This window comes from Rhodobacteraceae bacterium M382 (assembly GCA_025141015.1).
GTDB classification, from domain to species: Bacteria; Pseudomonadota; Alphaproteobacteria; order Rhodobacterales; family Rhodobacteraceae; genus Aliisedimentitalea; species Aliisedimentitalea scapharcae.
The window spans coordinates 4,441,104-4,466,644 of record CP081098.1 but is presented as its reverse complement, the minus strand read 5'-3'; the positions used below and the strand labels follow the sequence as shown (position 1 = coordinate 4,466,644).

Here is a 25,541-nt window from a genome sequence, read left to right as displayed (position 1 = left end):
CTCCGTTGACTCAGGTCATACAGCGCGTTGCGCCGTAGGGTGCGTGCTTGCACGCACCGCTTGTTTTACACACGTTCCATATCGTATTCGCCGCGGATCCCGGTGCCATAGCGTTGCAGGGCCCCGTTTTCCCCCACCGCATTGGGGCGCTGGAAAATCCAGTTCTGCCAGGCGGTCAGGCGGCCAAAAATCCGGGTTTCCATGGTCTCCGGCCCTGCAAACCGCAGGTTGGCTTCCATCCCTGTCATCGCATCAGGCGAGAAGCTGGCGCGTTCTTCGAGAAAAATCCGCACTTCGTCTTCCCAGTCGATATCATCAAAGGCATAGGTGATCAGGCCCAGTTCCTCGGCCTGGTCCGCCTCCAGCGACTCTCCGATATGCTCCCGCAGGGCATCCACAGTTTCAGGAGTGCCCAGGAACCGGGTTTGTAAACGGGTCAGATCATTGCCCATTGGGTAGAGGCCGAAATTTCCGGGGCTCAGTGCGACGGCCGCCATCGGGCGGTTATCGCCCTCAAATTCGTCCAGCATCATATAAGACCGGTCGACGGCCCACAGCAATTCGGCCAGCGGCCCGGCAAAACACGAACCATGCTCGACCAGCGCCACCAGCGAGCGCGACGTCATATCGACCCGCTTCAACACCCGCTTCCAATATTTCAGGATCTCATTGGCGAGCCAGTTGTCGGTGTTCTCCAGCAGCACCGCTTCATGGGCCATAACTTTGTCTGCATCACCTTGGGTGCGAAAATCGACAAGCCCAAGCTCTCGTTCGTTCAGACGCAAATGCAGCAGAGCATCATCCAATTCGCGTGCTGCCCGGAGGATCCAGGCATCGGCACCTTGCTGTTGCAGGGCATCACCAGAGGTTGGTGCATCTTCTTGGGGCCCGCTGATGGTGATCGTTGCGCGCCCTGCGTCTCGATTGACGGTGATTTCCACGCTGGAATAGGCGACTGAACCATCATCACCAAAGCTGCGCCGAAGTGGGGTCAATGCGATCCCGGTGATGTTGATGGGTTTGGAGGATGCAGCGGCGAACTCCCGAGCGCGGTCCTGTACCGTCGCGTCGAATTTCGAATTGGCGACAACCTCGTCCACCAGTTTCCAGTCCACTGCCCGCTGACCTTTGACGCCTTCTTCGACGGAACAGAAAACATCGGCCAGGTCTCGGCGCACCTTGCGTTTGTCGGTGACACGGGTCAGCCCGCCGGTACCAGGTAGCACGGCCAACAGCGGCACTTCGGGCAGGGCGACAGACGAAGAACTGTCATTGGTCAGCATGATGTAATTGCAGGCCAGAGCCAGTTCATATCCCCCCCCGGCGCAGGCACCTTTGACAGCAGCCATGTATTTCTGACCAGAGTCTGCTTCGGCGGCTTCAAAAGTGTTGCGGGTTTCGTTGGTGAACTTGCAGAAGTTGACCTTGTGTGCGTGGCTGGCTCCGCCCAACATCCGAATGTTGGCCCCGGCGCAGAACACCCGATCCTTGGCGGATTGCATGATCACCACTTTGACTTCGGGGTGTTCGAACCGCATGCGTTGAACCACGTCAGCCAATTCAATATCTACACCCAGATCGTAAGAGTTCAGTTTGAGCTCGTAGCCGTCAAACAATCCGCCTTTTTCATCCACATCCATGAACAGGTTGGCAATTTCCCCATCATATTCGACCCGCCAATGGCGGTATCGCGAGGGGTCGGTCTGAAAGTCGATGACTTTGGACATGGCGCGCTCCTGAATAGATCGGTTTGATGCAACTTAATACATCTTTGGGAATGGGTAAAGGTAATGATGCAAAATAATGCTCAACGTAACCTTCAGTAAAACATGAGTTTCTTGGGGTTATTAAATTGACCTCCCGTCGGGCGGGTTCGAGAATCTGCAATATAATGCAATATTAGGGATTGCGAAGAATCACGGTGGATCGCAATTGATCCACCTGGTGTTCAAGGGTCTCCCGTACCACGCCGCATGTCACAAAGGTGTCGTTCGGAAGGCCATCCATCAGTTCAACAACCTGATCACACAATCGCAAAACAGCATTGGGTCTGTTCATCTTTCTTTTCAACTGCGCGTTGGCCAATTGGATCAATGCACGGGTCAAAGCGCGTTCCGGACTCGGGTTTGGCAGGGCTTGCCACACTGGTTCGAACACTTCATGCGCTTCCCAGTTGTAGTCTGAATTCAGAAACTGAATGCCTGCGGCCCAGGCATCGCTGGACAGGAGTTGGGAAACCGACATTCCTGGTTTTGCGGTGGCGCACAGGAGATTGAATTGGGATGGATCGTGCCGGGGCGTCTGACCCGGAACATAGGCAAAAGGGGGGGATTTAAAACGTGTCACAGAGATCACGCAGGAATGACGACTTCGGCCTCTATCCGCTCCAGCCTCTGGGTAAAATCGGTCACGGCCTCCAGAACCGCATCAGTTTGTTCCAAATGTGGAGAATGTTGGCAATCTTCGAGCACCACCATTTCTACCGGGGCATAAGATCTGGTTTCAATCTCTTCGATCTGTGCCAATGTGCCATATTGGTCACCGCGCCCCTGGATCGCCAGCGTTGGAATGCGGAAATAATCAATCACATCTCCGATGTTCCATGACAGGAATTCGGGGTCAAGCCAGGTGTCGTTCCAGCCGCGAAAGGCACCTTCTGGATCGCGGTGATGTCTGGCGAGCCGATCTTTCAGATCGGTGGTTTCAAAAGCTATTCGAGCTTGCGCGATTTCAGCCTGCCCAATCGGTTCCGTAAAGAAATGAGGTGCCATGAGAATAAGCCCGCGAATGCGGTGATCGGCCACGCTCCCAGCGTAGATCGCCGATATGCTCGCCCCGTCGCTGTGCCCCATCAAGATCCCGCGTTGCAGTCCGATCCGATCCAAAAGTTCGGGAAGCGGCCCTTGGGCTTCGCGGGTCATAAAATCCAGAGGGCGGGGCAGGTCGATGGATTGGGATTGCCCATACCCTTGCCGTGAATAGGCAAAAACGCCAAACCCTGTGGCCGCGCCGAGCTTTTGCGGGAAATCACGCCATAATGAAACTGACCCCAGCCCTTCGTGCAGAAGCACAATGGTCGGGGCCTGATCCGGCGAGGGTCCATAACAGGCGCATTCCAGCCGGACCCCTTCGATGTCGAGCAGACCGTGCGGATTGGCAGACCAGTCAAAGGTGTCCATAATCATTCGCCCCGCAGTTTGAATCGTTGAATCTTGCCGGTTGCCGTCTTGGGCAGGTCGTTGCGAAACTCTATCCAGCGTGGGTATTTCCATTTTCCAGCCCGCTCTTTGACCAGATCTTTCAGCTCCTGCGACAACGCATCTGACCCTTCGGTGTCCTTGAGCACGACAAATGCCTTGGGCTTGTCCAGTCCTGAGTCATCCTGCGCCGGCACGACAGCGGCTTCAAGAACGCAGGGATGAGAGCCCAAAGCCTGTTCGACTTCAAAGGGGGACACCCAGATGCCGGAAACCTTGAACATGTCATCGGTGCGGCCACAATAGATATAACGGCCATCGGCGGTCATTTCATATTTGTCGCCAGTGCGGGTCCATTCCCCTTCGAATGTGCTACGGCTTTTGCCGCGTTTATTCCAATACCCATCCGCCGCCGAGGCTCCGCGCACCAGCAATTCACCAATGTCACCGGGAGCGGCGTCGTTTCCGTCTTCGTCGACCAGACGAAGTTCATATCCGGGGACCGCGATGCCCGAACTGCCATACAACACGTCACCCGGCGCATTGGACAAGAAGATATGCAGCATTTCTGTCGAACCGACACCATCCAGAATTTCGACCCCCCAGATGGCTTCCCATGCCTTGCCTACATCCATTGGCAGGGCTTCACCGGCAGAAATACAGCGCCGCAAGGGCGCATCCGGTTTTTCATGATGATCCAGGTGCATAACGGTTGCGGCGTAAAGCGTTGGCACTCCGCAGAAAATAGTGGGTTTTTCGGCGTTGATCACATCCATGACCGTGTCCGGGGTTGGGCGACCATTGTACAGGATCGCCGTGGCCCCAACCGACATGGGAAAGGTCATCCCATTGCCAAGCCCGTAGGCAAAGAACAACTTGGCCGCGGAGAAAATCACATCCTGTGGCGCAATTCCCAATACATGGGCCCCATAGGTGTCCGATGTCGCCTTGAGTGCGCCATGGACGTGGCGCACCCCCTTGGGTTGGCCGGTCGAGCCCGAAGAGTAGAGCCAGAAGGCGATTTCATCTTCTGAACATGCAGCGGTATCGACGGGGCCTGCGCCATCCATGAAATCAGCAAAGCTTTGCGTGCCGTCGGGGGCCTGATCCGCGATCACCACGATCTGTTTCAGGTCCGGCGCGGATTTGGTTGCTGGCGCGACAACGGGCCATAATTCTTCGGAGACAAACAAGATCGTGGCGCGGCTGTCACGCAGGATAAGTTCGTAGACATCCGTGGCCAAAAGAGTGTTGAGCGGGACCGGTACCACACCTGCCTTGAGTGCCCCCCAAAAGATCTGGGGGAATTCGATCTGATCCAGAACGAGCATCAACGCGCGGGCTTCACGCGGAACATTGGCACGTTCAAAGGCCCCCGCCGTCCGGGCGCTCAGGTCGGCCAGCTCTGCATATGATATCTGGCGTTTGCGACCGCCTGCCTCGCGAAAGGCACAGTGATCGCCGCGACCTTCAACCAGATGGCGATCCACAAAATAGCTCGCGGCGTTGCCTTCACCTGACATGCTTGCTCCTCTCTGTTCGCGCGTATCCCCGGATGTTCCGGGTGAACGATTCGGTCAGCCGATCAGACAGGCCAACCTTCGTGTGGAGATATAATGCACTCCTTTTGGAATAATGCAATATAATGCTTAAAGAGGTGGCGCCATTATGCAGGTGCCAGCAGAATCTGTTCCGCAATCCATGGGCCATAGAGCAAATCAACCAAGGCAGCGCGCCGGGTCAGCAGCTTTCGGAAATTCAGATTACCCTTGGCCGTAATCTCTCCGGCAGCCATCATTGGTGCTTCTGACAGGATCAAGGCGCGGGTGATACGGTTTGCACTGCCGCGGGATGGATCTGAAAAAGGGGCCAGGCGGTCTGCGATCTGTTGTTGCAGGGCGTCAGAGCAGATCAGGCCGGGACGAGGCGACAGGTCAGCCTTGGCAATCTGATTGGGAGCGGGAAGGATCAGAACCCCAACTGCGTCCCGCCCTTCACCGGTCAGAACAACATCCTGCGCCAATGGTTTCAATGCGCTCAAGACTGCCATTCGAAGATCGGAGGCCCGGACCCAAGTTCCAGTTGCCAGCTTGAAATCTTCGGACAGTCGTCCAGCGAATTTCAACCCGGCATTCACATCGTCCATGTCGGCAAAAGTCATGGCGTCGCCGGTCAAAAAGAACCCTTCGTTGTCAAAGGCCTGTTCGGTTTGTGCCGATGCATGAAAATATCCCGGCGTGATGTTCGGACCTTTTACGCGCAGTTCGTACCTGTCTGGCCCGTCAGGGACCAATTTGGCTGTGACTTCGGGCAGGGGGACACCCACCAATCCCACGCTGGCCGCAGGCTGATGCTGGAAGATGCACGCCGGAGCAGTTTCGGTCATGCCCCAGCACGTAGTCATCATAATCCCGTCCGGGCGCACGGATCGGGCCATGTCATCCAGATCGCTCCAGATGTCCGGGGGCAGGGGGGCTCCGGCATAAAACAGCATGTCCATGTGCCGAAAATAGGCCTGCTTCAGTGCATCATTGTTCTGCATTTCAGTGCGCAGTAGGCCAAAGCCAACCGGAACATTATAGGCAACGGTCGGTGATTTCAGCAGCAGGTTTTCGACGGTCCGCCCGATCAAGGCCGGGATTGGTTTGCCGTCGTCGATATACAGGCTTCCGCCATGACATAGAACCTGATTGAAGTTGTTTGAGCCACCAAACACATGATTCCAGGGGAGCCAGTCAACCAGGCAAGGCGGATGGCTGTCGAGAAAGGGCAAAGCGCCAATGTATTGCGCCTGATTGGTGCACATCATGCCTTGGGTGGTGATTACGCCTTTGGGATCTGATGTCGAACCCGAAGTCATAAGGATCTTGGCAATGGTGTCCGGACCAACGTCGTTGCGTGCGGTGGTGACCTCCATGACGTCACTGCGAGACAGTTCATCCAATGTGGTCATACCGGGGCCGGGCGACTGCGCCACCACCAGATCACGACCTTCCATGACATCCAGAGCCAGAGATTTGGCAAATGTCTGGCCATCGACGGCGAACACCAATGCGGGGTCGATCAGATCAGTGATGTAGGAGAGTTGGGAGTCAGCACCGGGGATCAGCGAATATTGCTCGGCCACCGGGACGGTAGGAATGCCGACATAATGCGCAGCCAGAGTCACAAGCGCGTGGTCTATGCCATTGCCCGAAAGGATCAGGATAGGTGTTTTGGCGGTTAACCCGCGTGCCAGAAGGCCACCCGCCAAGGATCGCACCTGTTCCAGAGCCGCACCATATCGCAATTCGCGCCAGCCTGCTCCGCTTCGCTCTGCAAGAAAAACAGCGTCAGGACGCGAATGGGCCCACTGTTCAAGCCAGTCATTTGTGCTGTTGGCCGTTGGAGACAATGCATATTCAGACCTGAGTAAAATCGATCCGTCCGCCCGGTTTTGTCGTGAAACCTTTTGCGTGCGGTACTTTGGTCTGGCCATGTCATCCCCCTTGTTTGGTTGCGTCCTCGATCTTTTTCAGCGCGCGTATCAGAATCTGCCGCTCGTCATCGTCCAAATGCTGAGTGACCTTAGCCTCATGGGCGTTGGCTTCTGCAGTTGCTTTTGACAAAACGTTACGTCCTGCCGTCGTGATCCGTAGGCCATAGGCTCTCCGGTCGGTAGGGTCGGGAATGCGGATGACCCAACCGACATTTTGCAATTCGTTGACAATCGCCACCAGGTTTGGCCGTTCCATTCCCAGCGCTTCGGCCAGGTTTGCCTGTCTGATATGGGGATTCCGGGCGACCATGGTCAAAACCGAAAAGCTGATCATGCGAAGTCCCAGGTGTTTCAACGACCGATTGATGTCAGCGTAGATGACGCTGGCAGTGCGACGCACCGAGTAACTGGTAAATTTTCGCAGAACCTGATCGGAAACGGTTGGCCGATTTGTTTTGTGTCGGGGGAGTGTGGTCTGTTTTTGGGTCACGTGGGTCCTAACGGGCGGCTAGAATATATTGGTTTGCCTGATGCCCCCAATGCGTTCTGATCGACACGTGATCTATCCAAGGCATGTTTCGTGAATGCCGGATCGACAAGTGCGCCAGGAACGGGGCCGCACGTTTAGATTGCAACTGTCTCTGAACCGCGTCAACCCAACAAAAAAGCCGGGGAAATTTCCCCGGCTTTGATGCTGTTTAGAACCACCCTGGTAAGAACAGCAGGGTTATGGTTGGGAACATGACCAATATGATCACACGAACAATGTCCGAGGCGACAAAGAACATGACCGCCTTGTAGGTATCGACCATCCGGGTTTTCCGGTCCATCGCGTTGATGATGAACAGGTTCATCCCAACGGGCGGAGTGATCAAGCCGACTTCCACCACGATCAGAACCAGGATGCCGAACCAGATGGCAACAAATTCGGATTCCAGCCGGTTGATCTTGCCCTGTGTGACCCGGATACCCAGTTCTTTCATCTGTTCACGGGTCAGTTCGGCACCCGAGGCAATGGATTGACGGATCGAATCCAGCATTTCCGCCCCCATACCTTCGGGGATACCCGCATTCAGAACTGCCATGGCCGCGTCTGCCTGTTCTTGGGCAAGCGACAGAAATCCGAAATCCATGGCGGAAATCACAGGGAAGAAGATCGGGATAGTCAGAAGGATCATTGAAAGGCTGTCCATCAGGCAACCAAAGACCAGATAGAAGCACAAGATCATGGCAAGCACGACCCAAGGGCTCCACCCTTGGGAGACAACGAAGTCAGCCAGTTCTTGGGGGACCTGGGTCAGCGCGAGGAACCCATTATAAAACCCAGCACCCAGCACGATGAAAAAGATCATTGCCGTTGAACGCGCGGTTACCAGAAAACTGTCGATCAGGTTGGGACGATCCAGCCCGCCGTTCAACCAGGCAATCAATCCGGTGCCAAAGGCTCCGACAGCGGCACCTTCGGTTGGGGTGAACAGGCCACCGTAGATGCCGCCGACAACAGCGCCAAAAACCATCAGAACCGGCCAGACCCGAAAGAGGGCCGCAAAGCGGTCCGCCCATGGAATTGCCGGGCGGGTGCCTGCGCTTTCAGGATAAAGGCGGACATAGATCGAAATCACGATAACATAGCCAAGCGCCGCCAGCAGGCCAGGTACAAAGGCTGCGAGGAACAGTTTGGCAATGTTCTGTTCGGTCAGGATCGCATAGATTACCAGCACCACCGACGGCGGGATAAGGATGCCCAATGTGCCACCGGCAGCCAGCGTGGCCGTCGAGAACCCACCTGCATAACCATATTCCTTGAGTTCGGGCAGGGCAACGCGGCCCATGGTTGCCGCGGTGGCCAGCGACGATCCACAAATCGCACCAAACCCAGCGCAGGCCCCGATGGCGGCCATGGCAACACCACCGCGGCGATGCCCCAGGAAACCCTCGGCCGCTTTGAACAGCGCATTGGACATGCCGCCCAACGTCGCGAAATGTCCCATCAGCAGAAACATCGGCACGATGGTCAGCGAATAAGAGGAGAAGGTTGAATAGGTCTCGCTTTTGAGCCGGCCAAAGGCCACTTGGGTGCCGTCAGTGACGATCACCAGGCCGATCAATCCAATCAGAAACATGGCGAGCCCGATAGGGACCCGTAGAAAGATCAGGACCATCAAGGCCGGAAAAGACGCGATGCCGATTTCAAGGGTAGTCATTATTCAGCCTCCACGCCGTCCCAGATCCGGATGCGGCCTGTAAAGAATTCAAGAGTGCGGATGCAGGCCATATAGGTGCCGACAATGGCGGCGACGATGGCGGCAACAAGGCTGGCGGCATAGGCCCACCAGACCGGGAATTCGAGAAGAAACGAGGTCTCTCCATTTTTCAGTTTGCTCAGCATTCCATCGCCCAATTTGACGGCAATCAGAACAAGGACCACTGCAAACACGATTTCGGTAACCATGCGCAGGAACCGGTTCACTCGCTTGGAAAAAGAGTTCGCCAGAATATCCACCGACGCGTGGCCCGCGGTGATCTGACACAGGGGAAGGAAGGCAAAAATTGCAAAGGCAACGCCTGCTTCGACCAATTCAAAGTCGCCGTTGATTGGTCCAACACCCAGATTGATCATCCATTTTGAAAAACCGGGCGCGATGCCTTCCATCAAGTCGCTGTGAAAGAAACCGTTCAACAGGCGTCCGGTAATCGAAATGCAGGTGAGAATGATGAGAACGCTCAGGATGAGCCCGCCGATCATGGCCATCTTTCTGGCCAATCCCGTCATGAAACTGTGCATGGCTGTTTGCCTTTTGCCGGATAAGCAAAGCCGCGGCGAACCAGTCGCCGCGGCCAAATTTTATGGAACGACCGCCTTACTTTTCGTATTGCGGAGTGTATTTTTCGATCAGCATGGTGGCTTCGTCGATCAGGGCCTGACCGTCTTTGCCTTTTTCCGCCATGTCAGCCAGCCAATTGTCGTAAATTGGCTGAGACAATGTGCGCCACTCGGCGGTCGCGTCGGCGTCCAGGGTGATCACGTTGTTTCCCAGATCCAGCGCCATTTCACGCGACGGGCCGTCTGCATCGGCTTGGGTTCCACCAGCAAAAACCGAGAATTCCAGACCAGATTTGTCGTCGATCACCTTTTGCAGATCGGCGGGCAGGCTGTCGAATTTCTCTTTGTTCATCGCCAGAACAAAGGTCAGCGTGTACAGGGCCTTGCCGGTGAATTCGGTGTGGTTTTCAACCAGCTCCGGGACCTTCAGGGCTGCGGTGACTTCCCACGGAATCGTGGTGCCGTCGATCACGCCTTTGGACAGACCTTCGGGGACTGCAGGTACCGGCATGCCAACCGGGGTTGCACCCAGCTGTGTCAGCAGCGCGTTCACAGAACGCGACCCGCCACGGATTTTCATGCCTTGCAGATCATCAGGAGTTTCAACCGGATCCGCAGTGTGGATCATGCCGGGGCCATGCACCCAGGTTCCCAGGATTTTGACGTCCTTGAATTCGGTGTCCTTCAGATGCTTGTCGAACATTTCCCAATAGGCGTGGGAAACGGCGCGCGCATTGGTCATCATGAACGGCAGCTCGAACACTTCGGTCGATGGATACCGACCGGGGGTGTAGCCAACAACGGTCCAGACGATATCAGCAACGCCATCAATGGCCTGGTCCATCAGCTCTGGGGGCTTGCCGCCCAGTTGCATCGACGGAAAGCGATCAATTTTGATCCGCCCGCCCGACGCTTCTTCGATGCTGTCGGCCCAGGGGTCCAGAATCAGCTTTGGCACATTTGCCTGCGCAGGCAGGAATTGGTGCAGTTTCAGTGTGACCTCTTGTGCCATGGCTGAGGTTGCGCCCATGGCCATCATGGCCGCGGCGCCAACTGCGCCCAAAAGCATTCTCCGAGTGGTCATATGATTCCTCCCTTTGACCTTACTCGCAATATAATGCCTACCCATTACGATATTGCAATATATTGCCAAAATCTTTGCAAAGATGTCCCGAACCTCGAAGTGCAGTTGAGATAATTTTACAACTGACCGTTCGGTCGGGTAATTTCTTCACCCTACTCGTATTGAGTGCATTTGTAACTATCAACCGTCAGATGCCGAAGTTTTATTTTTTTTTGTAAAGCCAGCTTAGCGTTTCGTACCAATTTAGGGGATTTTTTTCAATCATTAACTTGTTACGTAAATCGGCATGCGCCCCTTCGGGATGGTAAATATGGGTGCCGATTTCGCGCGATTGAAGCTGTACGCGTGCCGTGCGCAGGTGGCGCTTGCCCTGATAGGTCACCAAGGCATCCTGGGGTGCAACATTTGGACGGGAAAGCTCTTCGGCCAGACATACAGCGTCTTCCATTGCCATACAGGCACCCTGTGCAAAATACTGGAGCATCGGGTGCGCAGCGTCGCCCAAAAGCGCAACATTCCCATCTGTCCAAGTCATCACGGGATCGCGATCACACAACACCCATTTTTTCCAGTTCGACCCTTTGTCGATGACTTGCAAAGCTTTTGGATGCACATGTTCAAAACCCTGTCGCACCTCATCATGCGTCACCGGTGTTCCCGCGACCGGGGCGGGTGCATCATTGTGATAGGTGACCACCAGGTTGAACAGCTTCCAGCCCGACAGGGGATAGTGGACGATGTGGCATTTGGGGCCGGCCCACAGAGTTGCCGCGTTCCAGCGCAGATCTTCGGGCATTTCGTCGACCGGGATCACCGACCGATAGGTCGTGTGACCCGAAATACGAGGCGGACCATCGTGCAGCATTTGGCTGCGAATCTTGGACCACAGCCCATCGGCTCCGATGACGGCGGTGCCCTGAATGGCCTGACCATCTTCTAAAATGGCCCTGGCATGGTCCTGGGTCTGATCGTACCCGATCACGCGTGCGTCGGTCCGCAATTCGACCCGATCATGCGCCTGGCAGGCCTTGAGGAACACCCGGTGCAATTCACCGCGATGCACCACCCCATAAGGATTGCCCATAAAGGCGCGGAATTCTTCGCCCAAAGGAATGCGGGTGATTTCGCGCGCGGTCAGCGCATCCATCAGGCGTAGGTTGTCAATGTAGACGGCCATGTTTCGAGCCGCGTCGCCTATCCCCAGGGCGTCAAAGGCGTGAAAGGCATTGGGCCCCAGTTGAATGCCTGCCCCGATTTCTCCAAAGGCACCGGACTTTTCCAACACGATGACATCGCGACCCCGATTGGCCAATCCAATGGCCGCAGCCAGACCGCCAATCCCTCCTCCGGCAATGACGATCCGATCCGTGGTCATATGTGCCTACTCCGCTGCGCTCAGGTCGAGCCTGATCGGGTCCAACCCGTCAATGCCACCGGTGATCTGATCCCCGGCAACCACCGGTCCAACTCCGGCTGGAGTACCGGTCATGATCAGATCCCCAGGTCGCAAGTGGTAGAACCCTGACAGATGGCAGATGATCTCATCCAGCTTCCAGATCAGCTCTTCGAGCGTGGCATCCTGTTTGGTGTCACCGTTGACAGACAAATGAATACGGGTCGCGTCCAGGGGGCTCCAGTCGCCGGCCTTGGTCAGAGGGGCAAATACCGCGGCATTCTCAACGTCTTTGCCCAGATCCCAGGGGCGCTGTTTGTTACGCTCCCGAATCTGCAAATCACGCCGGGTCATGTCGAGCGCACAGCCATAGGCATAGATCGCATCCCACGCCTGTTGAGCGGTTGCACGGAACACCGGCTTGCCGATGGCGACGGCCAGCTCCATTTCATAGTGGAAATTCTCGGTTCCGGGAGGATAGGCGGTTTCGCTGCCGCTCAGGATCGCATTGGCGGGGGATTTGGTAAAGTAGAACGGTGCTTCGCGGTCGACCTCGTGCCCCATTTCCGCTGCATGGGCGGCGTAGTTGCGCCCGACGCAGAAAATACGTCCAATGGGAAATGCGTTATCTTCACCGTTGACCGGGATCATCGGAATAGCGGGCAATTCGAACAGGGGGGATGTCATCGGGGTCTTTCCTCGTAATAGCCCAGGCGGTCCTGCAGTGGGCGATCGTGTATGCGGATCAAAAAGCTTTCGTCGTCAGCCTCGTGTATCAGATCGGCAAAAACAGGGGCGGTAAAGGTGTCTTTGGGGCCCCAGTCAAACGGTTCTCCGTTGATGGTTGTTCGTCCTGTGCCGCGCACCACGTGAAACGCCGCTGAACTGGACCGCAGGGGCGGGGTCACGATTTCACCTGGCTGCAACATCATGGCGGTAAAACCCAGGGTTGGCAGCACGTCGGTGCCGGTCTCGGGATTGATGTAGTCGAGCTCGGCCACCTCTCCATGCGCAGCCATGGCCCGCAATGCCCGTTCCGCACTCGCCCACGGATAGCGCATCATTGGATAGCGCCGCACGGCCTGTTGGCGCACTCGGGTGGGGACCATCCCTGCGGCGGCATATTCGACCGCGCTGGCATCTGGGCGGCTGCGCTGGGCCTGAAGGTCGCCGCCGATGGCATAAGACCCTTCGAGATAGACAAATAGCGGCAGATCCAACGCATCCAGCCAGACCACCGGGTCCGTGCCATCATGGCCGTGATCGTGCCAGTCGCCACCTGGCGTCATCACCAGATCGCCTTCGCACATGGGGAGGCGTTCACCGTCAACGACGGTATAGCCGCCTTCGCCTTCGACAACGATGCGCACAGCAGACGGAGTATGTTTATGAGCTGGCGCAGATTCACCTGGCAACAGCAATTGCAGCCCTAGATAGATTGACGAGGTGGCCTGCATCGCGCCGACGCCGCGACCGGGGTCAGACAGGACCAGAACCCGACGTTCCGCCTTTTCCACCGGGGTCAGCGCACCGGCCTTGATCAACAGTGGGCGAATGGTCTGATAGTTCCAGTACCCCGCACGGGTTTTCGGTACCGGCGCATCGTGGGGCAGAACATTGCGCATCATCGGCCAGAGCGGCGCAACACCTGCGGCGACCAGCTCTTCCCGATAGTCCTGAGGCAGATCTTCGAGGCGTCCCAGTTCGTCCGTCATGGCGATGTTCCTCATTGAGTGACGCCTTTAATTGATAAGTATACACCCTAACAAGTCAAGCTTTGCTCGCTTTTGGGTCCTGTACGCCGCATTGAAACTTGGTCGCAATCGGTCCAAAAGGCATCGCAACAGGCCATCGTGGCCTTTGCAAGCTCGAGGATCCGCACATCATGTTTTATGCCACTCTTCTGACCTCTCCTGCCAATCCTGCGCTGGATCCCGCTTTGGTGGACTCCCTACGCAATGCCTGGGGTGGCGGAGAGGCCCAGTGGCTGTCCGTGGATGAGGCTGCAGAATTTCAACTGGAAACCAAACCCGACAACCAATGGGCTGTGTGGCAGGACCTTCAGGGGATGGGGGTCGATCTGATCATTCAGCCTGAACAGGGACGGCGCAAGAAGATGCTTCTGGCGGATATGGACAGCACCATGATCCAGCAGGAGTGTATCGACGAATTGGCAGATGAAGCTGGAGTGGGGGATCACGTCAAGGACATCACCGCCCGGGCCATGAATGGAGAATTGGACTTTGAAGGGGCGTTGATCGAACGGGTTGGGCTGCTCAAAGGGCTGGATGAAAACGTGATTGCCAAAGTTCTGGCGGAACGGATCACCCTGATGCCAGGTGGCCGGGCCTTGCTGGCGACAATGAAAGCAAACGGCGGGTATGCGGCGTTGGTCTCTGGTGGGTTCACCGCATTTACGGCCTATGTGGCATCGACCCTGGGGTTTGACGAAAACCGTGCCAACACGCTGCATATCGAAAACGGCAAGCTGACCGGAGATGTTGGGCATCCAATTCTGGGGCGCGAGGCCAAGGTGCAGGCGCTCGAAGACATCTCGGCGCGTTTGGGCATTTCCGAATTCGATGTGATCGCGGTGGGCGATGGTGCCAATGATCTGGGCATGTTGGGCCGGGCAGGCGCAGGGGTGGCGCTGCACGCCAAACCATCCGTCGCGGCACAATGCGATATTCGGATCAACCACGGTGATTTGACGGCCCTGTTGTATCTCCAAGGCTATTCCAAAGCGGAATTTGCCACCTGAACGGCGAAGAACGCAACGAATAACACAATGAAAACACGGGCTCGTGGCGGAGCGACGGAAACGTCAAACAATCTATTGCTATCCGTAAATTAACTATTGTGTTAATTAACAAAATGATTAATGATCAGAGCATGGCACCTTTGCTCAGAACATTTTCGGCCCTGTCTGACGAAACCCGTCTGACCATCGTCGAACAACTTATGGATCACGGTGAACTGCCCGCCGGGGATCTGGTGCGAGGATCTGGGATCTCGGCCCCGGCGATCTCGCGGCATCTCAAGGTCTTGCGCGAAGCGGGGTTGATTGAACAGCGCGCCGATGGGACACGGCGGCTCTATTCCGCGCGCCCCGAAGGTATACAGCTGATCGCTAATTGGACGATTTCGCGACGTGATTTCTGGAACAGCAGCCTGGACCGCCTGGAGGCGGCAATACGCGAAGAGGAATTGGAATGACCGACCTGCGTCTGGAACGCGATTTTCCTGTGACCCCTGATCGTCTGTATGTCTGGCTGACCGATCCGGCCAAATTGTTGCAATGGTGGGGGCCCGAAGGGATGACCATTGGCGAACATGATCTGAACCTGACCAAACCCGGGCCCTGGCTGTCCGTGATGGTCGGTGACGATAGCGGGCAGAAATTCAAGGTCTCCGGACAGGTGACCCATGTGGATCCGCCAAAGTCCGTTGGCTTCACTTGGGGCTGGCATGACGATCAGGATCAGCGCGGACCAGAAAGCCATGTGACATTCAGCGTGTCCGAAACCGCGACGGGTGCGCGTTTGACCATTGATCACCGGGATCTGGATGACAGCGAAATGAGCGCAAGCCACGAACGCGGTTGGAGCTCGGCATTGAGCAAACTCACTGCAAAACTCAACTGATTTTCAACAGGAGGAAGATATTATGCCACAGTTCGTATTTGCCTATCACGGCGGAAAAACCCCCGATACCCCTGAAGAAGGCGCCAAAGTCATGGCTGCCTGGCAGGCCTGGATGGGGGGAATGGGCGATGACCTGGTGATCCCCGGCGCGCCTGTGGGCATGTCAAAAACCGTGTCTGGTGGCGGTGTCGCTGATGATGGCGGTGCCAACCCGATTTCCGGTTACTCTGTTATACAGGCGGCTGACATTGCGGCCGCCTGCGAAGTGGCCAAAGGCTGTCCGATGGTTGTGGACGGGTCCGGGTCCGTAGAAGTGGCCGAAGTCCACGAAATGTAAGCGATTGGAACAGGGCCCCGGTTGTGTCGGCCCTGTTCAAAATTCGGCCTTGGCCCGGAATTTCATGGATTTCTCGTTTTCAGGGTGTTTCAGCCGCAATTCTTCGGAATGCAGCATCAGGCGGCCATATTGATCCATCGTTTCCGGTGCATACAGCGGGTCGCCCAACATGGGGTGACCCATCGCCAGCATATGCACCCGCAGTTGATGTGTTCGCCCGGTTTTGGGTGTCAGCCGCACCCGGGTTTCCCCGGCACCATATTTGACCACCCGCCAATCCGTTACTGAGGGTTTGCCCGTCTCGTGGCACACCATTTGCAAAGGACGGTTCGGCCAATCCACGATGAGCGGCAGATCCACTGTACCCGTCTTGGGTTCCAGCCGACCGGAAACACGGGCGACATAGGTCTTTTTGGTCGACCGTTTTTCGAATTGCATCGACAGATGGCGCTGGGCATGCGGTGTCAATCCGAACACCATCACCCCCGATGTATCCCTGTCCAGCCTGTGCACCAACAAGGCGGTAGGGAAGGCAACCTGCACACGGGTCAACAGGCAATCCGACAGATGCTCGCCGCGCCCGGGAACCGACAACAGACCAGCAGGTTTGTTGACAACAACAATATCGCTGTCCTCGTGCAGGACGTCCAGCGGGGTTTGCGGGGGGGTGTAGTCTGTACCGGTGCTCATACGCGCACAGGTCGCATGATTTGGCGCAAATGGCCAGTGGGAGAAGCGGCCACCCTGGTCGGATGGCCGCAACCTATTTCAGAGAATGCCAGGCAGGTTCAGGCCGCATTCGCGGGCATGATCTTTGGCGATATCATACCCTGCATCTGCATGGCGCATCACACCAGTTGCCGGATCGTTCCACAGCACACGACCGATACGGCGATCAGCATCTTCGGTGCCGTCACAACAGATCACCACGCCCGAGTGCTGAGAGAAGCCCATGCCAACACCACCACCATGGTGTAGCGAAACCCAGGTCGCGCCGGATGCGGTGTTCAGCAGCGCGTTCAGCAGCGGCCAATCCGACACCGCGTCCGAGCCGTCCATCATCGATTCTGTCTCACGGTTGGGTGAGGCAACAGAACCCGAATCCAGATGGTCACGGCCGATGACAACCGGGGCTGAGAGTTCGCCAGTGCGGACCATCTCATTGAACGCCAGACCCGCTTTGTGACGATCGCCCAGGCCGATCCAACAGATCCGCGCCGGCAAGCCCTGGAACGCGATGCGTTCCTGCGCCATGTCCAACCAACGATGCAGGTCAGCGTTGTCAGGGAACAGTTCTTTCATTTTGGCGTCGGTCTTGCGGATATCTTCGGGATCACCCGACAGAGCACACCAGCGGAACGGGCCAATGCCCTTGCAGAACAGCGGACGGATATAGGCGGGGACAAAGCCGGGGAAATCGAACGCGTTTTCCAAACCTTCTTCCAGCGCCATCTGGCGGATGTTGTTGCCATAATCCACGGTTGGAATGCCCATCGCGTGGAATTCGCACATTGCCGCAACCTGCACCTTCATTGATGCTCGGGCAGCTTTTTCCACTGCTTTAGGGTCTTTTTCGCGCATGTCCTTCCACTGGGCCATGGTCCAGTTCTGCGGCAGGTAGCCGTTGACCGGGTCGTGGGCCGATGTCTGGTCGGTGACGATATCGGGTTTTGTGCCGCCCGCCTTGGCGCGGTCCACCAGTTCGGCAAACACATCCGCGGCATTGCCCAGCAGACCCACGGATTTGGCTTCGCCAGCAGCGGTCCAACGCTCGATCATCTCCAACGCTTCGTCCAGGGTTTCGGCCTTTTCGTCCAGATATTTGGTGCGCAGGCGGAAATCGATGCTGTCAGGGTTGCATTCCACCGCCAGACAACAGGCCCCGGCAAATACAGCTGCCAAAGGTTGCGCTCCGCCCATGCCGCCAAGACCACCGGTCAGGATCCATTTGCCGGTCAGATCGCCGTCAAAATGCTGACGCCCGGCCTCGGCAAAGGTCTCATAGGTGCCCTGAACGATGCCTTGGGTGCCAATGTAGATCCAGGACCCGGCGGTCATCTGGCCGTACATCATCAGGCCTTTTTTATCGAGCTCGTTAAAGTGGTCCCAGTTGGCCCAATGCGGCACCAGATTGGAGTTGGCGATCAGAACGCGCGGCGCGTCCTTGTGGGTCTGGAACACTCCAACCGGTTTGCCCGATTGCACCAACAGGGTCTGGTCTTCTTCAAGGCCCTTCAGGGTTTCGACGATCAGGTCGAAATCTTTCCAGGTGCGGGCGGCGCGGCCGATGCCGCCATAAACCACCAATTCATGCGGGTTTTCGGCTACATCCGGGTGGAGGTTGTTCATCAGCATCCGCATTGGCGCTTCGGTCAGCCAGGATTTGGCCGTGATCTCGGTGCCGGTGGGGGGGAAAACGTCGCGGGTGTTCTTACGGGGATCGCTCATGCGGGTCTCCAGTTCTGCAGGTCGGTGAGAATATCGGTGAGATGTGTGCGCAACCGGGTCGCGCGGTCAGCTTCATAGCTCCAGGGGGGGCTTTCCTGGCAATAGGTGGCCTGGGCCAATTCCATCTGGATGGCGTGCAGCCCTTCGGCAGGGCGGCCATAGTGACGAGTGGTCCAGCCGCCTTTGAACCGACCGTTGAGGATGTCGGTGTACCCATCGGCGGCGGCACATCGGGCCACGGTCATGGCCTCGATCGCAGGATCACAGGTGGTGCCCAGATTGGTCCCGACATTGAAATCCGGCAGACGCCCGTCAAACAGAAACGGGATGTCGCCGCGGATCGAATGGCAATCATAGAGAATGGCAAACCCGTGGATTTCCTTGACCCGTTCCATCTCGGCCTCCAACGCGGCATGATAGGGCGCATGAAACGCCTCGCGGCGGCGGATGATCTCTGCCTCATCCGGTTCGCAACCCTCGCGCCAGATCGGGTTCCCGTCGAAATCGGTTATCGGCACCAAAGTGGTGGTGTTCTGGCCGGGGTACAGGCTGACCCCAGCTGGGTCGCGGTTCACGTCAATCACATAACGGTGGATCGGCGTGCGTACCGTTGTGACGTTTTCCACCACCCCGTCATAGAGATCTTGGATGTGCCAATCAGTATCAGCCAACCCCTGTCCGGTCTCGTTCAGATTACCCCAGATGTCGTCGGGCACATCGGTCCCGGTGTGGGGCAGCCCCAACACCAGCGGAGATGTGCCTTGGGTGATTTCGATCATGCGGCCACCTCGATACCAGCAGCGGCCGCGATTTCGCCCGCGCGCACCATGGCGGATGCGGCTTCGATATCTGGTGCGAGATAGCGATCATCTTCCAGCGACGGCACATTGGCGCGCAGCGCGTTGATAACGTCCTGCAATCGGGTGGAGGTGGCCAGCGGGCTGCGGGCTTCAACACCCTGCGCGGCGCACAGCAGTTCGACCCCCAGGATGACCGACAGGTTGGTGTTCATCCGGCCCAGACGCAGCGCACCATGGGCGGCCATCGACACGTGGTCCTCCTGGTTGGCGGAGGTCGGAGTAGAGTCTGTTACGCAAGGATTGGCGAGATGCTTGTTCTCGCTCATCAGCGCGGCGGTGGTCACCTCGGCGATCATAAAGCCCGAGTTCAGACCCGGATTCGGGGTCAGGAACGGTGGCAGATCAAAGCTGAGCGTTGGGTCGACCATCAGCGCAACGCGGCGCTGGGCGATGGCACCAATTTCAGCCACGGCCAACGCGATCTGATCAGCGGCAAAGCCGACATATTCGGCGTGGAAGTTGCCGCCCGATACGATGCGCCCTTCGTTCACCAGAACCAGCGGATTGTCGGTGACGGCGTTGGCTTCGATCTCCAGCGTTTTGGCGGCCATGCGCAGCACGTCCAGTGCGGCACCGACAACCTGTGGCTGGCAGCGGATACAATAGGGATCCTGGACACGAGTGTCGTCTTCGCGATGGCTTTCGCGGATTTCCGACCCCTCCATGATGGCGCGCATTTCGCGGGCGACATCGATCTGTCCCGCGTGACCGCGCAGCGTATGGATGTCCGCCACCAGAGGTGCAGTCGACCCCATGATCGCGTCCGTGGTCAACGAGGCAATCACCATGGACGCTTCGGCCAGCCGCCAGCCATCAAATAGCCCGGCCAAGGCACAGGCGGTTGAAAACTGCGTTCCATTGATCAGCCCCAGACCTTCTTTGGGGCCCAGAACGATCGGCTGCAACCCGGCCTTTTCCAATGCCTCCGCGCTGGGCATGCGGGCACCTTCAAATGTGGCTTCGCCAGCGCCGATCATTGCGGCTGCCATATGGGCCAAGGGGGCCAGATCACCCGAAGCCCCAACAGACCCCTGAGAGGGAACCACAGGGAGAACTCCGTGCTCCAGCATGTTTTCGATCTGTTCGATCACCAACCAACGCACACCAGAAGCTCCCCGGCCCATCGACAACAGCTTCAGCGTCATCATCAGGCGGACTTTGTCTTCGGGCAGCGGATCGCCGACACCGCAGCAATGCGACAGGATCAGGTTGCGTTGCAGGGTCTCGGTGTCTTCTGGGGCAATCTTGGTGCTGGCCAGCTTACCGAACCCTGTGTTGATGCCATAGACGGCTTCGCTGCCGGCGGCGGCGTCTGCCACCATCTGGGCGGCGGCTTCGACGGCGGGTCGGGCCGCGCGATGCAACCGCGCCGGTGTTAGGTTGCGGTAGATCTCTTGCAGCGTGACGAGCGTGACTTCGCCGGGCGTCATTGAAATCATGATGTACCTTCTTGCGTCTGAGCGTAAATGCGTGAGTGGAGCGGGTTGAACCCGATGCGATAAGAGAGCTCTCCGGGGGTTTCGACGTCCCAGATCGCCAGATCGGCCACCATGCCGGGGGCGATCTGGCCACGATCCTTCAGACCCAGCGCCTTGGCGGCGTTGCGAGTGACACCAGCCAGTGCCTCTTCGGGGGTCATGCGGAACAGGGTGCAGCCCATGTTCATGGTCAGCAGCAGCGAGGTCAGAGGCGATGATCCGGGGTTGCAGTCTGTGGCCAGCGCCATCGGCACGCCGCGATTGCGGAATGATCCGATGGGGGGCACCTGTGTTTCGCGAATGGTGTAGAACGCCCCGGGCAGGATGACCGCGACCGATCCGCTGTCGGCCATCGCCCTGGCGTCGTCGTCATTGGCATATTCCACGTGGTCAACCGACAGCGCCCCATAGCGGGCCGCCAATTGGGTCCCCCCCAGATGGCTCAGCTGTTCGGCGTGCAATTTGACCGGCAGGTTCAGTTCCGCCGCGACCTGGAACACCCGTTCGATCTGATCGGGTTGAAAGGCGATGCCTTCGCAGAATCCGTCGACGGCGTCCACCAGCCCTTCGGCATGGGCGGCGCGCAGGGTCGGGATACAGACCTCGTCGATATAGTGGTCATCGCGATCCTTGTATTCGGCCGGTGTTGCATGGGCTCCCAGAAACGTGGTCCTGATCGTCATTGGGCGCAGTGTTGCCAGCGTGCGGGCAGCGCGCAGCATGTTCAATTCGGTTTCGCGATCCAGCCCATAGCCGGACTTGACTTCGACCACCGTTGCACCTTCTGCGATCAACGCGTCCAGACGGGGCAGGGCATTTGCGATCAGGGTCTCGATCGACGCTGCGCGGGTCGCCGTCACGGTGGACACGATGCCGCCACCAGCCCGGGCTACTTCCTCATAGCTGGCACCATTCAGGCGCATTTCGAATTCCAACGCCCGGTTGCCACCAAAGACAATATGCGTGTGGCAGTCGATCAGGCCAGGTGTCATCAGACGTCCCGCCATATCCCGAGCGGTCAGGTCAGCGTAGGATGCAGGCAAGTCTCCTGTATCTCCGACCCATTCGATCACGCCATTTCGAACCGCAACCGCGCCGTCTTTGATCAGCCCATAAGGCGTTTCACCGGTGTTCATTGTCGCGATGCGCGCCCCGGTCAGAACAAAATCCCTTGTCACCGAATCCGATCCCTTCATTCTGCTTGCTGTATTTAAGGTATGCGTTTAAGATTATTATGTCTATACATAAGAGGATCACATGCAGACGATTTTCGCGCAGCGCGCCAGAACCGATGCCGGATGGCAAAGAAATGTGCGGGTCAGTCATAAGAACGGCAAAATCACCGCGATAGAGACGGATGTGACACCTCAGCAGGGCGACATAATGGTGGATGTGTTGTTGCCTGCGCTGGCCAACCTGCATTCGCATTCGTTCCAACGGGCTATGGCCGGCATGACCGAGGTGCGCGCAGCCGGGCGCGACAGCTTCTGGACCTGGCGCACCTTGATGTATCAATTCATGCAGAATGTGACGCCCGAACAATACCAGGCCATCGCTGCGCTGGTGTTCATGGAGATGCAGGAAGCTGGCTATGCATCGGTTGGTGAGTTTCATTATGTGCACCATCAGAATGGTGGGGGACGTTTCGATCAGGTCAGCGAGCTGAGCCAGCGGGTATTTTCTGCGGCGGATCAAACCGGGATCGGGCTGACCCATTTGCCGGTGCTCTATTCCTATGGTGGCGCTGGGCGTGCTGATCTGAGCGGTGGTCAGATGCGGTTTGGCAATTCGGTTGCCCAATTCGCCGACCTGGTGGGCGAAGCTCGGGCCGTGGCTGAGGCGACGCTGCCCGCAGATACCCGTGTCGGCATCGCGCCACATTCGCTGCGGGCCACGTGCCCCGAAGATTTGGCCGAGGTTCTTCCAGTTGCCGCCGGAAACCCGATCCACATCCACATCTCCGAGCAACCCAAGGAAGTCGAGGATATCCAATCCTGGCTTGGCGCGCGCCCTGTGGAATGGCTGTTGGAGAACGCTCCGGTCGACAGCAATTGGTGTTTGATCCATGCCACGCATATGACCGCCTCGGAAACCCGTGACATGGCCCGGTCGGGCGCGGTGGCCGGCCTGTGCCCGATCACCGAGGCCAATCTGGGCGACGGTCCGTTCAACGGCCCTGCCTACTTGGAAGAGGGGGGCGCATTTGGGCTCGGCTCGGATTCAAACGTTTGCATTTCCTTGACCGAGGAACTGAGGATGCTCGAATATTCCCAGCGTTTGCGCGACATTAGCCGCAATGTTATGATCCCGGGCGAAGGGTCGGTGGGCGAAGTCCTTTACATGGGGTCAGCCACTGGAGGTGCCACCGCCGTAGGGCGCAACAGCGGTGCCATTGCTGTGGGCAAATTTGCAGATCTGGTGGCAATTGACAGCGCCGATCCGGCCTTGGTCGCGCTGCGGGATGATCAGCTTTTGGATGGCCTGTGTTTTGCTGCCAAGGATCGGGTTGTCACCGATCTGTGGTCTGCTGGCCGTCATCAAGTCCAGAACGGTCAACATGTCGCTCGTGCGGAAATCACTGCCAACTACGGTGTCGCAATCAAATCCCTTCTGGCGTCGATCTAAACAGATCGGGACTCCAAAGAGACAATCAGGCCGGACGCTCCCGGTTCGGCCTGAATCTGTGTGGACCCTTCCAATCGGGCTCCCTGCCCATCTTGCAGGTCGGGTTGTCCGAAAATCCGAACCGCCCCCTGCATGACAAAAACAACATTTGTCCCCGAAAGATCCGATCGCCCAGTTTGCAGCACGCGGACGTCGCCCCGGATCTTATCCGCATCAAACATCAGGTTGAATGCTCTTGTGTCCGCCCCGACACGCTGGCTGTCCAACGCCAGATCACCTGAAAAGGACACAGGCTGATAGGGGCGAGCCAGTAGGCGGTGGTCCGAATTGAACAGGTCGATCCCGTCCCCGGATACGATGGTCAGGATTCGCTGCAATCCGGGAAATGTCGAAAATGGCCCGTCGGTCTGTATGTCCGCCAGGCTCAGACGCCAGGACAGCCCATTCGGTCCCTCCTGTGACATCAACATCCGGGTCATCCCGCCGCCATTTTTCCAGGGCACCGGTGGGCAGATTGCAATATCAAAGTGCATCGGTTGCGTCTCCTTTGTGATCCGGACATAATCGCAGACATAATCGCGATAACCAGAACATAATCCTTCCAGATATCGGAACCTAAGTGACCAATAGCCGAAAAACCAGCTTCCAGGACGTACGCGACGAAGTGATCCGCCGAATTCAGGATCGCGAATGGCCTCAGGGCACCCTGTTGCCCACCGAATTCGAACTGGCGGAAGAATTCGGCTGTGCGCGTGCGACAGTCAACAGGGCCATGCGTGAATTGGCCGAACGCGGTATCGTCGATCGCAAACGCAAAAGCGGCACGCGGGTGGCTGTGGCACCGGTAAAACAGGCCGTGTTCGAAATTGCCGTTGTGCGCCACACCATTGAAGAAACCAACGCAACCTATCGATATGCTTTGGTACAGCGCACCCTGGTCACCGCTCCCGATTGGTTGGCGGCCCAGTTGAACCTGCCGGATCGCGCGCGCGCGTTGCAGGTGAAATGTATGCATTATGCCGACAACCGACCGTTTCAATTCGAAAATCGTTGGATCAATGTCGATGCGGTTCCTGATGTCCTCGAGGCAGATTTTGCATCCCTGGGACCAAATGAATGGCTGCTCGAGCGGGTGCCCTTTACCGATGCAGAGATCGGTCTGACATCCGTTGCAGCGGACGCGTCATTGTCGGAGTTTCTGGCCATACCATTGGCCACACCCGTCTTGCAGCTTGATCGGACCACCTGGTTTCAAGGTCAGCCTGTCACTTATGTGAGAATGAGCTACCACCCCGGCTATCGGATGAGCACCCGTTACTGATCTCTTTGAGAGTACGGTTTCGTTCTGATCAAACCCACCTCGGGTGGAGGAGGAAACCCTATGGGATTGCAACGCGGGGGGCAGCGCCCCAAATCTTCCTCAGACTTGCAGCAACTTCCCAAACCCGATGCGCGGCTCTGAAACGCCAGACAGGCGCAACATATGCCAGCTCAATGCCAGATTGCTGGATATCACCGGGCACCCGATCCTCGCTTCGGCCTGTTCCAGAATGTTCAGGATCCTCAGGTTGGTGCAGGACACAAACACTGCATCACAAGACGCCTGGGCGGCCACGGTTTCGATCGCGCTCAGGACGGATGCTTCGGAGATCCGGGCCACGACACGGTCGTCGCTTTCTTCAAACGACCCGAAACCGGCGATCTCGATCCCTGCGTCTTCCAGCTTGGTCCGCATCCTGTTGGAGACTTCCGGGATATAGGGTGTCACGAACCCCAGTCGCGTGACGTTCAGGGCCTGACAGGCGGCAATTGCGGCCCGCAGCGGATCAGTGACCTGAACGCCCGGGCGCGCTGTGCGCACAGCATCGCGTACCGCATCAGACCCGATCACCGTCGAAGCCGACGTGCAGCCATATCCGATCACGTCAAATTCCATCGGCTCTGGCAAGGCATTGGCAGCAGCAGGCAGATCCTGTTTCATCCGCATCAGTGTCTCGGGGTTGATCTCGGCGACCATCGGGATTCGTGTGTGATAGATGGCCACGCCCGGCAGGCCGGCGACCCGGGCCAACTCAGGCTCCAGGGATTCGTCGGTTTCCAAAACGATCAGACCCATCTTGGCCCGGGTTCCGACCCCCGCGTCGGTTTCAAAATCCAGTTTCATGACGCTCTC

25 protein-coding genes are annotated in these 25,541 nt (G+C 57.5%); 6 read left to right on the top strand and 19 right to left on the bottom strand.

From position 1 onward, the window contains the following. Positions 1-65 precede the first annotated feature (65 nt). The 12 genes from boxC to K3727_20650 all read right to left on the bottom strand — a co-directional run bounded on the left by boxC (position 66) and on the right by K3727_20650 (position 13,691). The gene (gene boxC, locus K3727_20705) at positions 66-1,727 is read right to left on the bottom strand and encodes a 2,3-epoxybenzoyl-CoA dihydrolase (protein UWQ91130.1); all 1,662 of its coding nucleotides are present in this window, start codon (positions 1,725-1,727) and stop codon (positions 66-68) included. Positions 1,728-1,899: 172 nt separating this feature from the next. Further along, positions 1,900-2,244 (bottom strand): DUF309 domain-containing protein, encoded by a 345-nt coding sequence (locus K3727_20700; protein ID UWQ91129.1) that lies wholly within the window; start codon positions 2,242-2,244, stop codon positions 1,900-1,902. Positions 2,245-2,351: 107 nt separating this feature from the next. Beyond that, complete coding sequence (locus K3727_20695; protein UWQ91128.1) at positions 2,352-3,179, bottom strand: alpha/beta hydrolase; 828 nt, start codon at positions 3,177-3,179, stop codon at positions 2,352-2,354. A gap of 2 nt (positions 3,180-3,181) precedes the next feature. Beyond that, on the bottom strand, positions 3,182-4,720 hold the full coding sequence (locus K3727_20690) for a benzoate-CoA ligase family protein (GenBank protein UWQ91127.1): 1,539 nt from the start codon (positions 4,718-4,720) through the stop codon (positions 3,182-3,184). A gap of 143 nt (positions 4,721-4,863) precedes the next feature. Then, positions 4,864-6,675: a feruloyl-CoA synthase gene (locus K3727_20685; GenBank protein UWQ91126.1), complete on the bottom strand. Its 1,812-nt coding sequence runs from the start codon at positions 6,673-6,675 to the stop codon at positions 4,864-4,866. Position 6,676: 1 nt separating this feature from the next. Next, a complete protein-coding gene (locus tag K3727_20680; protein UWQ91125.1) occupies positions 6,677-7,165 on the bottom strand; it encodes a MarR family winged helix-turn-helix transcriptional regulator in 489 nt (162 codons plus the stop codon). A gap of 208 nt (positions 7,166-7,373) precedes the next feature. After that, positions 7,374-8,879, bottom strand: coding sequence for a TRAP transporter large permease (locus tag K3727_20675; GenBank protein UWQ91124.1), 1,506 nt, complete (start codon positions 8,877-8,879; stop codon positions 7,374-7,376). Then, positions 8,879-9,460 carry a TRAP transporter small permease gene (locus K3727_20670; GenBank protein UWQ91123.1) on the bottom strand — a complete coding sequence of 194 codons (582 nt, stop codon included), beginning with the start codon at positions 9,458-9,460 and terminating at the stop codon, positions 8,879-8,881. The genes K3727_20675 and K3727_20670 overlap by 1 nt, the downstream gene beginning before the upstream one ends. Positions 9,461-9,536: 76 nt before the next feature. Continuing rightward, positions 9,537-10,583 carry a TRAP transporter substrate-binding protein gene (locus K3727_20665; GenBank protein ID UWQ91122.1) on the bottom strand — a complete coding sequence of 349 codons (1,047 nt, stop codon included), beginning with the start codon at positions 10,581-10,583 and terminating at the stop codon, positions 9,537-9,539. A 202-nt stretch (positions 10,584-10,785) separates the two neighbouring features. After that, the gene (locus K3727_20660; protein UWQ91121.1) at positions 10,786-11,958 is read right to left on the bottom strand and encodes a 3-hydroxybenzoate 6-monooxygenase; all 1,173 of its coding nucleotides are present in this window, start codon (positions 11,956-11,958) and stop codon (positions 10,786-10,788) included. 6 nt (positions 11,959-11,964) lie between these two features. Then, positions 11,965-12,663: a fumarylacetoacetate hydrolase family protein gene (locus tag K3727_20655; protein UWQ91120.1), complete on the bottom strand. Its 699-nt coding sequence runs from the start codon at positions 12,661-12,663 to the stop codon at positions 11,965-11,967. Further along, a complete protein-coding gene (locus K3727_20650) occupies positions 12,660-13,691 on the bottom strand; it encodes a cupin domain-containing protein (protein ID UWQ91119.1) in 1,032 nt (343 codons plus the stop codon). Before K3727_20650 ends, K3727_20655 begins: the two co-directional genes overlap by 4 nt. 170 nt (positions 13,692-13,861) lie before the next feature. On the opposite strand from K3727_20650, the gene serB reads away from it, so the two are divergent. The 4 genes from serB to K3727_20630 all read left to right on the top strand — a co-directional run bounded on the left by serB (position 13,862) and on the right by K3727_20630 (position 15,957). After that, positions 13,862-14,737 carry a phosphoserine phosphatase SerB gene (serB, locus tag K3727_20645; protein ID UWQ91118.1) on the top strand — a complete coding sequence of 292 codons (876 nt, stop codon included), beginning with the start codon at positions 13,862-13,864 and terminating at the stop codon, positions 14,735-14,737. Between the two features lie 131 nt (positions 14,738-14,868). Beyond that, a complete protein-coding gene (locus K3727_20640) occupies positions 14,869-15,192 on the top strand; it encodes a metalloregulator ArsR/SmtB family transcription factor (protein UWQ91117.1) in 324 nt (107 codons plus the stop codon). Beyond that, positions 15,189-15,620 carry an SRPBCC domain-containing protein gene (locus tag K3727_20635; GenBank protein UWQ91116.1) on the top strand — a complete coding sequence of 144 codons (432 nt, stop codon included), beginning with the start codon at positions 15,189-15,191 and terminating at the stop codon, positions 15,618-15,620. The genes K3727_20640 and K3727_20635 overlap by 4 nt, the downstream gene beginning before the upstream one ends. A gap of 22 nt (positions 15,621-15,642) precedes the next feature. After that, the gene (locus K3727_20630) at positions 15,643-15,957 is read left to right on the top strand and encodes a YciI family protein (GenBank protein UWQ91115.1); all 315 of its coding nucleotides are present in this window, start codon (positions 15,643-15,645) and stop codon (positions 15,955-15,957) included. Between the two features lie 36 nt (positions 15,958-15,993). Here K3727_20630 and K3727_20625 read toward each other — a convergent pair whose 3' ends face one another. The 5 genes from K3727_20625 to hutI form a co-directional block, all read right to left on the bottom strand. After that, on the bottom strand, positions 15,994-16,647 hold the full coding sequence (locus tag K3727_20625) for an RluA family pseudouridine synthase (protein ID UWQ91114.1): 654 nt from the start codon (positions 16,645-16,647) through the stop codon (positions 15,994-15,996). Positions 16,648-16,725: 78 nt separating this feature from the next. Beyond that, positions 16,726-18,405 carry a urocanate hydratase gene (locus K3727_20620; protein ID UWQ91113.1) on the bottom strand — a complete coding sequence of 560 codons (1,680 nt, stop codon included), beginning with the start codon at positions 18,403-18,405 and terminating at the stop codon, positions 16,726-16,728. Next, positions 18,402-19,184 (bottom strand): N-formylglutamate deformylase, encoded by a 783-nt coding sequence (gene hutG / locus K3727_20615; GenBank protein ID UWQ91112.1) that lies wholly within the window; start codon positions 19,182-19,184, stop codon positions 18,402-18,404. The genes K3727_20620 and hutG overlap by 4 nt, the downstream gene beginning before the upstream one ends. After that, positions 19,181-20,704 (bottom strand): histidine ammonia-lyase, encoded by a 1,524-nt coding sequence (gene hutH / locus K3727_20610; GenBank protein ID UWQ91111.1) that lies wholly within the window; start codon positions 20,702-20,704, stop codon positions 19,181-19,183. The genes hutG and hutH overlap by 4 nt, the downstream gene beginning before the upstream one ends. Beyond that, a complete protein-coding gene (gene hutI, locus K3727_20605) occupies positions 20,701-21,939 on the bottom strand; it encodes an imidazolonepropionase (GenBank protein ID UWQ91110.1) in 1,239 nt (412 codons plus the stop codon). The genes hutH and hutI overlap by 4 nt, the downstream gene beginning before the upstream one ends. Before the next feature lie 61 nt (positions 21,940-22,000). On the opposite strand from hutI, the gene K3727_20600 reads away from it, so the two are divergent. After that, positions 22,001-23,368 (top strand): formimidoylglutamate deiminase, encoded by a 1,368-nt coding sequence (locus K3727_20600; protein UWQ91109.1) that lies wholly within the window; start codon positions 22,001-22,003, stop codon positions 23,366-23,368. Here the strand turns inward: K3727_20600 and K3727_20595 are convergent. Next, positions 23,365-23,901 carry a HutD family protein gene (locus K3727_20595; GenBank protein ID UWQ91108.1) on the bottom strand — a complete coding sequence of 179 codons (537 nt, stop codon included), beginning with the start codon at positions 23,899-23,901 and terminating at the stop codon, positions 23,365-23,367. The two genes, K3727_20600 and K3727_20595, sit on opposite strands and share 4 nt — an antisense overlap. 86 nt (positions 23,902-23,987) lie before the next feature. Here K3727_20595 and K3727_20590 point away from each other — a divergent pair, with 86 nt between their 5' ends. Next, positions 23,988-24,689, top strand: coding sequence for a GntR family transcriptional regulator (locus K3727_20590; GenBank protein ID UWQ91107.1), 702 nt, complete (start codon positions 23,988-23,990; stop codon positions 24,687-24,689). A 99-nt stretch (positions 24,690-24,788) separates the two neighbouring features. Here the strand turns inward: K3727_20590 and K3727_20585 are convergent, their stop codons facing one another. Next, positions 24,789-25,532 (bottom strand): Asp/Glu racemase, encoded by a 744-nt coding sequence (locus tag K3727_20585; GenBank protein UWQ91106.1) that lies wholly within the window; start codon positions 25,530-25,532, stop codon positions 24,789-24,791. Between the last annotated feature and the right edge of the window lie 9 nt (positions 25,533-25,541).

Bases quoted from the DNA above. Each gene is read 5' to 3' on its own strand.
- boxC (UWQ91130.1), bottom strand. From the start codon at position 1,727: ATGTCCAAAGTCATCGACTTTCAGACCGACCCCTCGCGATACCGCCAT.
- K3727_20700 (UWQ91129.1), bottom strand. From the start codon at position 2,244: ATGTCGGTTTCCCAACTCCTGTCCAGCGATGCCTGGGCCGCAGGCATT.
- K3727_20695 (UWQ91128.1), bottom strand. From the start codon at position 3,179: ATGGACACCTTTGACTGGTCTGCCAATCCGCACGGTCTGCTCGACATC.
- K3727_20690 (UWQ91127.1), bottom strand. From the start codon at position 4,720: ATGTCAGGTGAAGGCAACGCCGCGAGCTATTTTGTGGATCGCCATCTG.
- K3727_20685 (UWQ91126.1), bottom strand. From the start codon at position 6,675: ATGGCCAGACCAAAGTACCGCACGCAAAAGGTTTCACGACAAAACCGG.
- K3727_20675 (UWQ91124.1), bottom strand. From the start codon at position 8,879: ATGACTACCCTTGAAATCGGCATCGCGTCTTTTCCGGCCTTGATGGTC.
- K3727_20670 (UWQ91123.1), bottom strand. From the start codon at position 9,460: ATGCACAGTTTCATGACGGGATTGGCCAGAAAGATGGCCATGATCGGC.
- K3727_20665 (UWQ91122.1), bottom strand. From the start codon at position 10,583: ATGACCACTCGGAGAATGCTTTTGGGCGCAGTTGGCGCCGCGGCCATG.
- K3727_20660 (UWQ91121.1), bottom strand. From the start codon at position 11,958: ATGACCACGGATCGGATCGTCATTGCCGGAGGAGGGATTGGCGGTCTG.
- K3727_20655 (UWQ91120.1), bottom strand. From the start codon at position 12,663: ATGACATCCCCCCTGTTCGAATTGCCCGCTATTCCGATGATCCCGGTC.
- K3727_20650 (UWQ91119.1), bottom strand. From the start codon at position 13,691: ATGACGGACGAACTGGGACGCCTCGAAGATCTGCCTCAGGACTATCGG.
- serB (UWQ91118.1), top strand. From the start codon at position 13,862: ATGTTTTATGCCACTCTTCTGACCTCTCCTGCCAATCCTGCGCTGGAT.
- K3727_20640 (UWQ91117.1), top strand. From the start codon at position 14,869: ATGGCACCTTTGCTCAGAACATTTTCGGCCCTGTCTGACGAAACCCGT.
- K3727_20635 (UWQ91116.1), top strand. From the start codon at position 15,189: ATGACCGACCTGCGTCTGGAACGCGATTTTCCTGTGACCCCTGATCGT.
- K3727_20630 (UWQ91115.1), top strand. From the start codon at position 15,643: ATGCCACAGTTCGTATTTGCCTATCACGGCGGAAAAACCCCCGATACC.
- K3727_20625 (UWQ91114.1), bottom strand. From the start codon at position 16,647: ATGAGCACCGGTACAGACTACACCCCCCCGCAAACCCCGCTGGACGTC.
- K3727_20620 (UWQ91113.1), bottom strand. From the start codon at position 18,405: ATGAGCGATCCCCGTAAGAACACCCGCGACGTTTTCCCCCCCACCGGC.
- hutG (UWQ91112.1), bottom strand. From the start codon at position 19,184: ATGATCGAAATCACCCAAGGCACATCTCCGCTGGTGTTGGGGCTGCCC.
- hutH (UWQ91111.1), bottom strand. From the start codon at position 20,704: ATGATTTCAATGACGCCCGGCGAAGTCACGCTCGTCACGCTGCAAGAG.
- hutI (UWQ91110.1), bottom strand. From the start codon at position 21,939: ATGAAGGGATCGGATTCGGTGACAAGGGATTTTGTTCTGACCGGGGCG.
- K3727_20600 (UWQ91109.1), top strand. From the start codon at position 22,001: ATGCAGACGATTTTCGCGCAGCGCGCCAGAACCGATGCCGGATGGCAA.
- K3727_20595 (UWQ91108.1), bottom strand. From the start codon at position 23,901: ATGCACTTTGATATTGCAATCTGCCCACCGGTGCCCTGGAAAAATGGC.
- K3727_20585 (UWQ91106.1), bottom strand. From the start codon at position 25,532: ATGAAACTGGATTTTGAAACCGACGCGGGGGTCGGAACCCGGGCCAAG.